General features: G+C 68.5%; 11 protein-coding genes and 1 tRNA gene. 3 read left to right on the plus strand and 9 right to left on the minus strand.

Annotated features, from left to right (window positions below; genetic code table 11):
- Nucleotides 1-128: 128 nt before the first annotated feature.
- Both leuS and AVP41_RS02505 read right to left on the minus strand, forming a co-directional pair.
- Nucleotides 129-2,678, minus strand: coding sequence for a leucine--tRNA ligase (leuS, locus tag AVP41_RS02500; protein WP_067160290.1), 2,550 nt, complete (start codon nt 2,676-2,678; stop codon nt 129-131).
- 135 nt (nt 2,679-2,813) lie between these two features.
- Nucleotides 2,814-4,109, minus strand: coding sequence for an anthranilate synthase component I family protein (locus tag AVP41_RS02505; protein ID WP_067160293.1), 1,296 nt, complete (start codon nt 4,107-4,109; stop codon nt 2,814-2,816).
- Nucleotides 4,110-4,182: 73 nt separating this feature from the next.
- On the opposite strand from AVP41_RS02505, the gene AVP41_RS02510 reads away from it, so the two are divergent.
- The 3 genes from AVP41_RS02510 to AVP41_RS02520 are packed head-to-tail and all read left to right on the plus strand — an operon-like array spanning nt 4,183 to nt 6,661.
- Nucleotides 4,183-4,857, plus strand: a complete 675-nt coding sequence (locus AVP41_RS02510) for a DedA family protein (protein ID WP_067160296.1) — start codon at nt 4,183-4,185, stop codon at nt 4,855-4,857.
- 12 nt (nt 4,858-4,869) lie between these two features.
- A complete protein-coding gene (locus AVP41_RS02515; protein WP_067160298.1) occupies nt 4,870-5,907 on the plus strand; it encodes an App1 family protein in 1,038 nt (345 codons plus the stop codon).
- 43 nt (nt 5,908-5,950) lie between these two features.
- Entirely contained in the window at nt 5,951-6,661 is a 711-nt protein-coding gene (locus tag AVP41_RS02520) for an SOS response-associated peptidase (protein WP_067160303.1), read from the plus strand.
- A 15-nt stretch (nt 6,662-6,676) separates the two neighbouring features.
- On the opposite strand, the gene nagE is transcribed toward AVP41_RS02520, so the two are convergent.
- From nagE to AVP41_RS02555, 7 genes are all read right to left on the minus strand, one after another.
- Nucleotides 6,677-8,668 (minus strand): N-acetylglucosamine-specific PTS transporter subunit IIBC, encoded by a 1,992-nt coding sequence (nagE, locus tag AVP41_RS02525; RefSeq protein WP_067160306.1) that lies wholly within the window; start codon nt 8,666-8,668, stop codon nt 6,677-6,679.
- A gap of 214 nt (nt 8,669-8,882) precedes the next feature.
- Nucleotides 8,883-8,955: transfer RNA gene (locus AVP41_RS02530), tRNA-Ala, on the minus strand.
- A gap of 61 nt (nt 8,956-9,016) precedes the next feature.
- Entirely contained in the window at nt 9,017-9,394 is a 378-nt protein-coding gene (gene rsfS / locus AVP41_RS02535) for a ribosome silencing factor (protein WP_067160309.1), read from the minus strand.
- Nucleotides 9,394-10,563, minus strand: a complete 1,170-nt coding sequence (locus AVP41_RS02540) for a hypothetical protein (protein ID WP_067160312.1) — start codon at nt 10,561-10,563, stop codon at nt 9,394-9,396. The genes rsfS and AVP41_RS02540 overlap by 1 nt, the downstream gene beginning before the upstream one ends.
- Nucleotides 10,560-11,156 (minus strand): nicotinate-nucleotide adenylyltransferase, encoded by a 597-nt coding sequence (nadD, locus tag AVP41_RS02545; RefSeq protein WP_067160315.1) that lies wholly within the window; start codon nt 11,154-11,156, stop codon nt 10,560-10,562. Before nadD ends, AVP41_RS02540 begins: the two co-directional genes overlap by 4 nt.
- A gap of 9 nt (nt 11,157-11,165) precedes the next feature.
- Nucleotides 11,166-11,393, minus strand: coding sequence for a hypothetical protein (locus AVP41_RS02550; RefSeq protein WP_067160318.1), 228 nt, complete (start codon nt 11,391-11,393; stop codon nt 11,166-11,168).
- A gap of 44 nt (nt 11,394-11,437) precedes the next feature.
- Nucleotides 11,438-12,697 carry a glutamate-5-semialdehyde dehydrogenase gene (locus tag AVP41_RS02555; protein WP_067160321.1) on the minus strand — a complete coding sequence of 420 codons (1,260 nt, stop codon included), beginning with the start codon at nt 12,695-12,697 and terminating at the stop codon, nt 11,438-11,440.
- Between the last annotated feature and the right edge of the window lie 30 nt (nt 12,698-12,727).

A 12,727-nucleotide genomic window follows, 5' to 3' on the forward strand; every position in this document is an offset into this window, starting at 1 on the left:
CCGACAGGCTGGCAGGCCGCGGGCGGGGCCCGACGCACTCATGCGGCCCACCGGGGGGCCCGAGCGAGCTCGGTCTCCTGGGGAGTCGTCGATGGTCGACGCCGCCGCAGTGGACGGCACCGCAGCGCTCAGCCGGTGGTGAAGCTGACGACCTTGGGGGCACGAACGACAGCGCGGACGATCTCTCGACCGCCGAGAGAGCGCTGCACCTTTTCGTCGGCGCGCGCGAGGGCTTCGAGCTCATCGGCCGAAATGCGTGCGGGAACAGTGAGAGTGCCGCGGACCTTGCCATCGATCTGCACGACCGCGGTGACCGATTCCTCGACGAGCAGCGTCGGATCGGCCGCACGCCACGGCACGAGTCCCACGAACGGCTCGTAGCCGAGGATCTCCCACATCTCCTCCGCGGTGTGCGGGGCGAAGAGGTCGAGGATCATCGCGGTGGCCTCTGCAGCCTCACGAACCGCGGGGTCGGCGGGGCCGGCACCGGAGTCGATCGTCTTGCGCGTGGCGTTGACGAGCTCCATCAGGCGGGCGACCACGACGTTGAACTTCGTCTGCTCGACCAGGCCCGGGGCATCGGCGAGGAGCCGGTGCGTCACACGGCGCAACGCCACGTCGCCCTCGGCCCACACGACATCCGGCGCACTGCTGACGTCCTTCGCGACGCGCCATGCCCGGGCGAGGAACTTCTGGGCTCCCGTCGTCGAGACGTCCTCCCAGTTGATGTCGTCCTCGACCGGGCCTGCGAAGGCGATTGCGACGCGCACCGCATCGGCCCCCGGGTCGACCATGCTCGCCGCGAACTCCACCAGGTTGCCCTTGCTCTTGGACATCTTGGAGCCGTCGAGCAGGACCATGCCCTGGTTGATGAGTGAGCTGAACGGCTCGGTGAAGTCGATGAGCCCCATGTCGAACAGCACCTTGGTGATGAATCGCGCGTAGAGGAGGTGCAGGATGGCGTGCTCGACTCCGCCGATGTACGAGTCCACCGGCGCCCAGCGGGCGGCCTCCTTCGGTGAGAACGCCTCGCGCGGGTCGCCGGGCGAGAGGAACCGCAAGAAGTACCACGAGCTGTCGACGAAGGTGTCCATCGTGTCGGGGTCGCGGAGGGCGGGCTCACCGGTCTCGGGGTCGGTCGTCTGCATCCACTCGGTCGCGCCACCGAGGGGCGAGGTGCCCTTCGGTGCGAGATCGAGGCCGTGCGCGTCCGGAAGGGTGAGCGGAAGCTGGTCCTCGGGAACCGGAACGATACGTCCGTCGGACGTGTGGATCATCGGAATCGGCGTGCCCCAGAAGCGCTGACGCGAGATGAGCCAGTCCCGCAGTCGGTACGACTTCGCGGCGCGACCGGTACCGAGCCGTTCCAGCTCGTCGATCGCACGCGCGATCGCGTGGCGCTTGCTCAGGCCGTTCAGCGCGCCGGAGTTGATCATGCGCCCCTCCCCCGTGAGCGCCGTCCCCGTGACAGCGGGGTCGATCTCCGACAGGTCGCTTCCCGGATCGATGGGGTTCCCGTCCTCGTCGAGGTCGATCACCGTGATCGCCCCGGTGACGGGTGCTGTCGTGTCGACGACGACCTTCACCGGAAGACCGAAGGCGCGGGCGAAGTCGAGGTCGCGCTGATCGTGCGCGGGTACCGCCATGACCGCACCGCGCCCGTAGTCGGCCAGCACATAGTCGGCCGCCCAGATCGGCAGCCTCTCGCCGTTGATGGGATTGATCGCATAGCGATCCAGGAACACCCCGGTCTTGGGGCGGTCGGTCGCCTGGCGTTCGATCTCGCTGGCCTTGCCCACCTGGTCCAGGTAGTCCTGGAAGCGCATCCGCACCTCTGCGCTCGAGCCCGCCGCCAGCTCCGCCGCCAGATCGCTGTCGGGAGCCACGACGAAGAACGTCGCGCCGTGCAGCGTGTCGGGCCGCGTCGAGAAGACGGTCACCTTCTCGGGATGCCCCTCGATCTCGAAGTCGATGTCGGCACCCACGGAGCGACCGATCCAGTTGCGCTGCATCCGGATGACCTTCGAGGGCCAGAAGCCCTCCAACTGGTTCAGGTCGTCGAGCAGGCGATCGGCGTACTCGGTGATCTTGAAGTACCACTGGGTGAGCTTCTTCTTCACGACCTCGTGGCCGCAGCGCTCACACCGGCCATCGACGACCTGCTCGTTGGCGAGCACGGTCTGGTCGTGAGGACACCAGTTGACCGGGCTCTCCTTGCGATACGCCAGTCCACGCTCATAGAGCTTCTGGAACAGCCACTGGTTCCAGCGGTAGTAGTCGGCGTCGCTCGTGTGCAGGACGCGGCTCCAGTCGTACGACGTGCCGAAGTGCTGCAGGCTCGCCTTCTGCTGCGCGATGTTGGCGTAGGTCCACTCGCGGGGATCCGCGCCGCGCTGAATGGCGGCGTTCTCCGCCGGAAGACCGAACGAGTCCCAGCCGATCGGGTTCAGGACGTTGTACCCGCGATGGCGCCAGAAGCGCGCGACGGAGTCGACGTAGGCGTAGTTCTCCGCATGGCCCATGTGCATGTCCCCCGACGGATACGGGAACATGCCGAGCACGTACTTACGGGGACGCGTGTCGTCCTCGCCGCCGGCGCGGAACGGGTCAGCGGCGCGCCACCGCTGCTGCCACTTCTCCTGGATCCCTGCCGGGTCGAAGCCGCCGTTCTCGGTCACCCCGGTGTCGTGAGCAGACCCGGTCCCGGAGGCAGGAACTGACGGAGAGGCCGAAGGGGACGTCGCAGACACAGAGCACCAATCATGGAAGTTCGGGAACGCGCGAAGGCGTCCTTCCAGATTAGCGGACCCGGCTCAGTCCCAGCCGGGTGGGAGCGTTGCGCCGAGTGCGGCCAGCGGGCCTCGCGCCTTCACACCGACCTCCGCCACCTCGGCGCTCGCATCGGAGTGCCACGTGATCCCCCCGCCTGCTCCCACGTAGACGCCCTCGCGCTCGAAGACGATGGACCGGATGACCATCGCAAGGTCGGCCGCGCCGTCCTGTCCGATCCATCCGAAGCACCCGGCGAAGACGCCTCGCTCCGCGCCCTCCAGGGCATGCAGGATCGACATCGCGGAGAGCTTCGGCGCCCCGGTCATGCTGCCGGCGGGGAAGGTGGCGTCCAGGACCTCGCCGATCCGGGCGCCGGCGGTGAGGGTCCCCGAGATCGCGCTCACCAGCTGATGCACGGCGGCGTACGACTCGACGTCTAGGAGGCGGTCCACGACGACCGAACCGGGCACGCACACACGCTGCAGGTCATTGCGCATGAGGTCGACGATCATCACGTTCTCGGCACGTTCCTTCGCGCTCGCGCGCAGCTCATCGATCAGCTGCCGATCCTCCTCCCCCGTCGCGCCCCGGGGCCGCGTGCCTTTGATCGGATGTGTGCGGACGGTTCCCGCCGAGATCTCGAGGAACCGCTCGGGACTCGCGCTCACCAGGGAGCGGGGGCCCACCCGGATGATGCCGCCGTGATGGGAGGGGGTCGCGGCGCGGAGCCGGAGGTACGCCGTCACGGGGTCCACCACCGCCTCGACGGTGAAACGGGTGGTGAGGCAGAGCTGGTAGGCGTCGCCCTCCCTGATCGCCTCCCGGCAGCGGCCGATCAGACGGGCGTAGGCAGCGGCGGTGTGCCGCGCGATGGCAGGGACGGGTTCTGGCGCGCGGAGCGCAGGCAGGGCGCGTCGCCACGATCGAACCGTCAGCTCGAAGGCATCGAGCTCGTCGGTCGGAGCGCAGAGCCACAGCCGTCGCGTCGCGTGGTCGGCGGCGACGAGTCGGCGCACGTGCACGCCCGCGCCGCCGGGGGCCGCGGAACCGCGGTGGGACGGGGCCCCCGCGCGAGCCGCCGCGTCGTCGTAGTCGAGCCAGCCGACCCAGCCGCCCTGGAACGGGGGCGCTCCGGCCACCGCCGACTGCCCGCCGATGGCGAGATCGCGGGGCGCCCCGGCGGCGGAATCGCCGATGCCGAGGTAGCTCCAGCCCGTGCCGGCGTCCTGCCCCGCATCCAACCAGAACCCGAGATCGTCCTGGGCCGGGCCGCCGAGGTAGAGCTCGACGGGCTCGATCCACTCCCCGAAGGGGCGGCTGACGAGAGGTGACGGCACAGTACCAGGCTAGATCGTCGAGCCGTGCGGCAAAGGCTCAGTCGCCGCCTCACCTCCGACGTAGGCTGGAGCGGTGAACGAGTTCCTCACCTGGCTGCTCGACGCCGTGCAGAGTGTCGACCCGGTGGTGAGGACATTGCTGGCCGGCGTCGCCATCATGCTCGAAACGAGTGTCCTCATCGGTCTGATCGTTCCCGGAGACACCGTCGTCATCGTGGCAGGCACCGCGGTGGCATCGCCGTGGGAGGCCGGCGCCCTCATCCTCGTCGTCATCGTGGGCGCTCTGGCCGGCGAGAGCATCGGCTTCTGGCTGGGCCGCTGGCTGGGACCTCGCATACGCTTCTCGCGCCTGGGCGCCAAGGTCGGCGAGGACAACTGGACCCGTGCGGAGCTGTATCTGCGACGGCGCGGCGGCCCCGCCATCTTCTTGTCGCGCTTCCTTCCCGTGCTGCATTCGCTCGTGCCCCTCACCGTCGGCATGAGCGGCTTCTCGTATCGTCGCTTCCTGGCGTGGACCGCGCCGGCGTGCACCCTGTGGTCGATCTTGTACGTCTCGGTCGCCGCCGCAGCCGCGGGCACTTACCGCGAGCTGGCCGACCGCATCCACTTCGCGGGCTACATCTTCGTCGCTGTCATCGCGCTGTTCCTCATCCTCGTGTACGTGGCCAAGCGGGTGATCGTCGCCCGGGAGTCGCGTCATCTGCGCCTCGACGACGAGGAGAACCGCAACGCCGACGAGCGGGCATGAAAGACTGAGACGATGTCTGGCGCTCCCCCCTCTCGCCCGAAGGTGCTGTGGCTTGCCCGGTGGGAGTACCGCTTCCACGCGTGGCGCGAGCGGCGCGCCCGCGCCCGCGGTCAGAAGCCGACGGTCGCGGCCTTTCCGGGCTACGGCGGCGAGGACTGGGTGCGCGTTCTCGGACGCGTGCTCATCGTTCCGCCGCTGCGGTCGCGTCGTGGCGGCGAGTTCGCGAGCGTTCGGGGGTGGCGCAGCTTCGCGTCGGTGCCCGTCGGCTTCGCCCAGGTGACCGTCACGATCGACGGGGTCTCTCACGAGGTGGTGGCCGATCGCGGCGGTGTCATCGACACGGTGCTTCCGGCGAAGCAGGCTCCGGGATGGCAACCGCTCACGATGTCGGTCGAGGGCAGCGACCCGGTCGAGACTCGGGTCTTCGTCGTGGGCTCGGACACGTCCTTCGGGATCGTCTGCGACGTGGACGACACGGTGATGGTCACTGCCCTGCCGCGGCCGCTCGTGGCGGCATGGAACTCGTTCGTGCTCGACGAGCACGCGCGGCAGCCCGTCCCCGGCATGGCCGTGCTCCTGGAGAGACTCGTGCGCGATCATCCCGGTGCCCCCGTGGTCTATCTCTCCACCGGCGCCTGGAACGTCGCGCCGACGCTCGTCCGCTTTCTGCGGCGCCATCTCTTCCCGCCCGGAGCCTTGCTCCTGACCGATTGGGGCCCCACTCACGATCGGTGGTTCCGGAGCGGAAAGGCGCACAAGAGTGAGAACCTCCGTCGATTGGTGCGCGAGTTCCCCCAGGTGAAGTGGATGCTGATCGGCGACGACGGGCAGCACGACGACGACCTGTACACCGCGTTCACGAGCGACTTCCCCGACCACGTCACCGCGGTCGCCATCCGCCAGCTGTCGGCCGCCGAGGCCGTTCTCGCAGGAGGCCGCACGGCGGTGAACGACCACTCGGCCGCACGTGTGCCCTGGGTCACCGGTCCCGATGGTGCGGAACTCCTGGAGCGCCTCGCCGACGTGGGGATCGTCGATCAGGCTCCCTGACGCGCTGCCGCCGGGTGTCGGCGGCCCTGTCTAGGCTGGGCTCATGTGCGGTCGCTTCGTCGTTGCCCAAGACGGTTCTGAGCTCGTCGGCGTGCTCCGCGTCGACGTCGTGGCCGACGACCTCCCCGGGCCATCGTTCAACATCGCGCCGACGGATCGCGTGGCGATCGTCCTCGACTCGGCCAAGACCGAGCCTCCCACGCGTCGGCTCGAGGCCGCCCGGTGGGGCCTCGTTCCGTCCTGGGCGAAGGACCCGTCGCTGGGCGTCCGAGCCTTCAACGCGCGTTCGGAGGAGGTCGAGGACAAGCCGATGTTCCGTCAGGCGCTCATCAAGCGTCGCGCGATCGTTCCCGCAACGGGCTACTACGAATGGCACACCGAGGCCGGCGTGAAGACCCCCTACTTCATCTCCCCCGCCGACGGCGACCCACTGCTGTTCGCCGGCCTGTACGAGTGGTGGAAGGATGCGGCGAAAGCAGACGACGATCCGGCTCGCTGGCTGCTGAGCTTCACCATCATGACGCGCGCCTCGGTGGGCGAGCTCGGCTCGATCCACGACCGCATGCCGTTGTTCCTCGATGTGGACCACGCCGACGCGTGGCTCGACCCGACGACGGACAACGTCGGCGACGTGCTGGACGCGGCCATCGATGCCGCACCGCTTCTGGCCGAGTCGATGACCCTTTATCCGGTCAGCTCTGCGGTGGGCAACGTCCGCAACAACGATGCCTCGCTCATCGCCCCGGTGGCGTGAGCGAGGCATCGTCGATCAGGTCAACTCGACGAGCGCCGTCTCATCGTTGACGATCACGATCGGGGTGATCGGCGACAGCCCGGCGGCGCGGATCTTGTCGACGTCGAAGCGCAGGAGCGGTGTGCCCGCCGTCACGTCGTCGCCCGCCGCCACGAGGGGCTCGAAGCCGTCTCCCTTGAGGGCGACGGTGTCCACTCCGACATGGATCAGCAGTTCGACGCCGTCCGCCAGCTGGAGCCCGATCGCATGGCCGGTCGGGAACACCGAGGCGACCGTGGCATCGGCGGGCGCCACGACGGTGTCGCCCGTGGGATCGACGGCCACGCCCGGACCCATCGTCCCCTGCGCGAACATCGGGTCGGGAACCTCTGCGAGGGGCAGCACGCGGCCGGCGAGGGGTTGACGGAGGCGGACGACCTTCCCGCGCGAGCGCAGACGCTGCTCCGCGGCCGCCCCCGCAGCGACGGCGGCCGCTGCGACGTTCGGAAGGCCCACGGCGGTGGCGAGACCCGCGACCGCACCCGTCTGTCCGGCATCCGCCCCACGGAACGCTTCGATCCGCTCGGTCCGGTCGTTGATGATGTCCTCCATCGCGTCCTTGACGAACTGGACGTTGAGGCCGTAAACGACCTGCACGGAGTGGCCGCCTGCCTTCATCGTTCCTGCGGCGCCGGCGCGTTTGAGTGCATGCTCGTCGACCTTCGACACGTCCGCGATCTCCATGCGGAGCCGCGTCGCGCAGTTGTCGAGCTCGACGATGTTGTCCTTGCCTCCCAGCCCCGCGATGAACTTCTCGGCGGTGCCGTGGTATCCGGAGAGCGAGGTGCCGATGTTGTCGGCGTCCTGTGCGTCGGCGTCGTCCTCGCGCCCGGGAGTCTTCAGCCGGAAGCGCTTGATGAAGAAGTAGAACGTGAAGAAGTAGATGAAGAACCAGCCCACACCCATCAGCAGGAGAATCCAGGGGTTCTGGGCGAGCGGATTGGCCCATTGGAGCACCATGTCGATGAAGCCGCCGGAGAAGCCGAACCCGAGGCGTGTGGGCAGCAGCGCCGCGAGCCCGACGGAGATGCCGGTGAACACGGCGTGGATGAGGTAGAGCCACGGGGCGACGAACATGAATGCGAATTCCAGCGGCTCGGTGACCCCCACGAAGAACGACGCGAACGCCGCCGAGAGCATGATGCCATAGGTGACCTTGCGGCGCTTGGTCTGCGCCGTGAGATACATCGCCAAGGCGGCACCCGGGAGACCGAACATCATGATCGGGAAGAAGCCCGCCATGTACTGCCCCGTCACGCCGTACTCGCCGGTGTCGTTGAGGAAGTTCGACAGGTCGTTGATCCCTGCCACATCGAACCAGAACACCGAGTTCAACGCGTGGTGGAGGCCGGTCGGGATCAACAGTCGATTCATGAACCCGTAGATGCCCGCGCCGAACGGTCCGAGCGTCGCGATCCACTCTCCGAAAGCCACGAGCCCGCCGTACACGACCGGCCAGATGAACAGCAGGAGCACGGCTACGATGAGCGAGACGCCTGCCGTGACGATCGCGACAGATCGGCGGCCCGAGAAGAACGACAGGGCGTCGGGGAGCTTCGTGTCTTTGAACCGGTTGTAGCACCAGGCGCCGATCAGCCCCGCAATGATGCCGACGAAGACATTCTGGACACGGCCGAAGGCGGGGTCGACGGTCTCGGGGTCGGCAACGTTAAGCAACCCGGCAACGTTCGCGGGACTGAGGAGCGTGACGATCGTCAGCCACGACACCAGCCCGGCCAGAGCAGACGTCCCATCGGTCTTGTTGGCCATGCCGATGGAGATGCCCACCGCGAACAACAGCGGCAGATTGTCGAGGAGTGCTCCACCGGCGGCGCCGAGGAACGTGGAGACGACGTTGCCTCCGGTCACCGACGCGATCCAGTAGGAGACGCCCGAGAGGATCGCCGCGACGGGAAGCACGGCGACCGGGAGCATGATCGATCGACCGAGACGTTGAAAGAACTTCATCCGTGAAACTCCATCCGTGAGGACCACGCGACCGCATCGTCACGTGTGCCACGAACGTACCGCCGGCTCGGGTTCGCGCACCACCGGCCACTCCGCCCACGCCGTGACGCGTTGGTGCGACAGCCGCACGCAGCCGCACGCAGCCGCGCTCGCGGACGACCGGCACGCACCGTACTGAGAAATGACAAAAACCCCGGATGAACCGGGGTTTTTGTGGACCTGAGGGGACTCGAACCCCTGACCCCCTGCATGCCATGCAGGTGCGCTACCAGCTGCGCCACAGGCCCATGGTCGCCGCTCGCGGCAACTCCACCAGCTTACTACATCAGAAAGCCGGCGACGAACCACTCACTCCGCGGCGACGGCGCGGGGAACGCTGACGGGGATGATGGGGCAGTCCTTCCACAGGCGCTCCAGGCCATAGAAGGCGCGCTCCTCCTCGTGGAAGACGTGGACGACGAGATCGCCGAAGTCCAGCAGGATCCACCGTGCCTCGTTCCGCCCCTCGCGACGCAGTCGCTTCACTCCGGCCTCGAGCATCGCTTCCTCGACCGCGTCGGCAATCGCTGCCACGTTCCGCTCGCTCGTCCCGGTGACCAGAAGAAAGGCGTCCACGAGCGGAAGTGGTTCGGAGACGTCGAAGGAGACGAACTCCTCCCCACCCTTGGCGGCCGCGGCAGCCGCGGCCACCTGTACGAGCTCGACGGTCGTGTCGGCAACGGTCATCAGAAGACTCCTGTCGTGATGGCGACGATCAGCACGCCGGCCAGGGCAACGGCGAGCACCCCCGCCGTGATGGCGAGCACGACCATCAATCGGCTGCCTCTTTCGGGGGCAGGCGGCTTGATGATCTCTTCGGCGGATTTGATCGTGCTGATGGCGGCACTGGCCGCGATGGGGGTGGGTGAAGAGGCGGCGGGCAGCTCCCCGTCGACGAGCACGGCGTCGACGTCGGAGCCTTCCGAACGGCCGGGCACGGTCCCCGTCGACCCGTAGGTGTCGGGAAGGGCGAATGTCCCGGTGATGAGAACTTCGCCCGTCGCTGTGATCGGTGAGACCAGGGACGGCCCCGATTCCGGAGTCTGCGAAAGGATGAGCGCATTCGGCATCGACAGCGCGCCCGTCGCGGCGCTTCCGCGCGTGAGCAGCTGATCGAAGGAGGCGGGCACCTCGACGTCGCCACCCTGACCCGCGAGCAGGTCGGCTCCGAGGTCCGGAGCGACCGTGCGTCGCTCCTCCCCCGCGTTCGCTTCCTCGGCGGCTGCGGGCCCCGTCTCATCGGCGGCCGCGTCCGCGGCCGGGTCCGCCACGTGCTCGGGAGCCTCTCCAGGACCGTCCTCGACCGCGCGGTCATCAGCGTCGTCGGTCGTCGAAGCGGCCGGTTCGCCGAGCGCGGAGGCGTCCTCGTCCGACGAAGCGCTCGTCTCGGCGATCTCCGCCTCATCGGGGCTCTGGCTCTGTGGGGTCGCCGGTCCCCACGCCGCAGGAGGGGTCCACTCGGTGTCGACCGACTTCCCCGTTGCCGCGGAGGTCTCCGGTTCGCTGATCGGCTCGACGACGTCCGAGTCCCCTGCGACCACGGCCGTGTCGCGCTCGGCGGCATCGCGCTGGGCGGCGATGACGTCGGAGGTGATCACCGGGACCGAGGCCGTCCGGAGGCGCTCGCGCTGACGCACTTCGCGCCGCGTCAGCTGCCTCTCGCCGGTGTGTCCCGCGGCAGGAGCCTCCGCCGGCGCAGGCAACGACACCGGTTCGGCGGCGCGCGGCAAGGGAGCGACCGGCTCCGGGACCGCCGCGGGGGCAGGATTCTCGGTGATGATCTGGTTCGCCGCGGTGTTGCGCAGCTCGCGCAGCTGTCGCCGGGTCAGCTGCGGTGGCTCTTCGGGTGTGCTCATGGCTTGCTCCGGTAGAGGTGGTGCTTCGCGATGTATTGGACGACCCCGTCGGGAACGAGGTACCAGACCGGCTCTCCGCGACGGACCCGTTCGCGACAGTCGGTCGAGGAGATGGCCAGGGCGGGGATCTGCAGTTGGCTCACGTCGTCGCTGGGGAGTCCGTCGGTGCTCAGCTCGTGCCCCGGTCGAGAGACGGCGACGAAGTGAGCGAGGTCCCACAGCTCCGCGTGGTCCCGCCAGCCGAGGATCTGTGCGATCGCGTCCGCCCCGGTGATGAAGAAGAGGTCGGCGTCGGGCCGCTGCTTCTTCAGGTCGCGCAGGGTGTCGATCGTGTAGGTCGGTCCGGACCGATCGATGTCGACGCGGCTCACACTGAATCGTGGGTTGGACGCCGTGGCGACGACGGTCATGAGGTAGCGGTGCTCGCTCTCGGTGACATCTTCCTTCTGCCACGGCTGGCCCGTGGGGACGAAGAGCACCTCGTCGAGGTCGAACGACTGCGCGACTTCGCTGGCGGCCACGAGGTGTCCATGATGGATCGGGTCGAACGTCCCTCCCATCACCCCGATCCGCGGAGCGCGCGCCGATGCCATCACGGCGGCCTAGTGGTGGCCGTGTCCCGCCTGCGAGAGTTCGGTGGCGTGCGACTTCGCGTAGGCGTCGGCCTTGTGCGAGTGCCGGTTCGCGACATTCCGGTAGGACAGCGTGACCAGCCCGAGCAGCAGGAAGATGACGAACGCGATCACGCCGAAGATGAACGTCTCTGCCTGGACGTTTCCGTGGTGCTCCGCCTCCCCTGCAGCAAGGGCGACGATCGTGGCGAGGGTCATTCGGGCTCCGTTCGGTTCGGGTGCGCAGGTTCCAGTTTAGGCGGTCAGTCGCGGATTTGCCCGGCACCGCGGGCGAGCCACTTCGTGCTGGTCAACTCCGGCAGGCCCATGGGGCCTCGAGCGTGCAGCTTCTGCGTGGAGATCCCCACTTCCGCCCCGAAGCCGAACTCGCCACCGTCGGTGAACCGGGTGGAGGCGTTGGCCATCACCACGGCGGCATCCACCTCGGCGAGGAAGCGCTCCGCGTGGTCTGTGTCGGCCGTGATGATGGACTCGGTGTGCTGGGTGGAGTAGGTGCGAATGTGCGACAGGGCCTCGTCGAGATCCTCGACGACGCGCACCGAGATGTCGAGGCTCATGTGCTCGGTCGCCCAGTCGGCGTCCTCCGCCGGTACGGCCTCCGGCACCAGTGCGCGCGTGTGCTCGTCGCCGTGGATGGTCACGCCGCGCTCCAGGAGTGCGCGGGAGACCTCCGGCAGGAGTCGGGACGCACCGTCGCGGACGACGAGGAGGGTCTCCACCGCGTTGCACACGCTCGGCCGCTGCACCTTCGCGTTGACGACGATGTCGCGCGCCCATTCGAGCGGAGCGGACGCGTCGAGCACGATGTGGACGACACCCGCACCGGTCTCGATCACCGGAACGAGCGACTCGGTGACCACGGTCTCGATGAGCTGAGCGCTGCCACGCGGGATCAGCACGTCGACGAGCCCACGTGCGCGCATGAGCGCGCGCGCGCCGTCCCTCCCGAAGTCGTCGACGCTCTGGAGAGCCTCGGGATCGATCCCCGCGTCTGTGAGCGCCTCTCGCATCACGCGGATGAGGGTGGCGTTCGTCGACTGGGCGGCGCTCCCGCCGCGCAACACGACCGCGTTGCCGCTGCGGAGAGCCAGAGCCGTGATGTCGACCGTGACGTTCGGGCGCGCCTCGTAGATCGAGCCGACGACGCCGAACGGGACTGACACTTTGTGAAGAGAGAGCCCGTTGGGAAGCGTCCGCTCCTCCAGTACGCTTCCCACGGGATCCGGCAGGGCAGCCACATCGCGCACGGCGGCGGCAAGAGCCCGCACCCGCGACTCGTCGAGGCGGAGCCGGTCGAGCAGTCCCGCTCCGATCCCGTCGGTCTCGCCGCGCTGAAGGTCCACAGCGTTCGCGGCGACGATGTCGGCGATGCGGCTTTCGATGCGGTCGGCGATCCGGTGCAGCAGACTCGCCTTCTCGGCGTCGGTCAGCAGTCCGATCTGACGCGACGCCTCCTTCGCGCGCGCCATCCGTTCCTGAGCGGTATCGCGAGGGGAGGTCATCGCGTCAGTCTATCCAGCGGTCGGAGCCCA

The organism is Microbacterium sp. TNHR37B (genome assembly GCF_001620065.1).
Classification (GTDB): Bacteria; Actinomycetota; Actinomycetes; order Actinomycetales; family Microbacteriaceae; genus Microbacterium.

Coding starts and splice junctions, on each gene's coding strand:
- AVP41_RS02520 (WP_067160303.1), top strand. CDS start 5,951: ATGTGCGGTCGCTTCGTCGTTGCCCAAGACGGTTCTGAGCTCGTCGGC.
- AVP41_RS02555 (WP_067160321.1), bottom strand. CDS start 12,697: ATGACCTCCCCTCGCGATACCGCTCAGGAACGGATGGCGCGCGCGAAG.
- AVP41_RS02540 (WP_067160312.1), bottom strand. CDS start 10,563: ATGAGCACACCCGAAGAGCCACCGCAGCTGACCCGGCGACAGCTGCGC.
- nadD (WP_067160315.1), bottom strand. CDS start 11,156: ATGGCATCGGCGCGCGCTCCGCGGATCGGGGTGATGGGAGGGACGTTC.
- AVP41_RS02550 (WP_067160318.1), bottom strand. CDS start 11,393: ATGACCCTCGCCACGATCGTCGCCCTTGCTGCAGGGGAGGCGGAGCAC.
- nagE (WP_067160306.1), bottom strand. CDS start 8,668: ATGAAGTTCTTTCAACGTCTCGGTCGATCGATCATGCTCCCGGTCGCC.
- AVP41_RS02515 (WP_067160298.1), top strand. CDS start 4,870: ATGTCTGGCGCTCCCCCCTCTCGCCCGAAGGTGCTGTGGCTTGCCCGG.
- rsfS (WP_067160309.1), bottom strand. CDS start 9,394: ATGACCGTTGCCGACACGACCGTCGAGCTCGTACAGGTGGCCGCGGCT.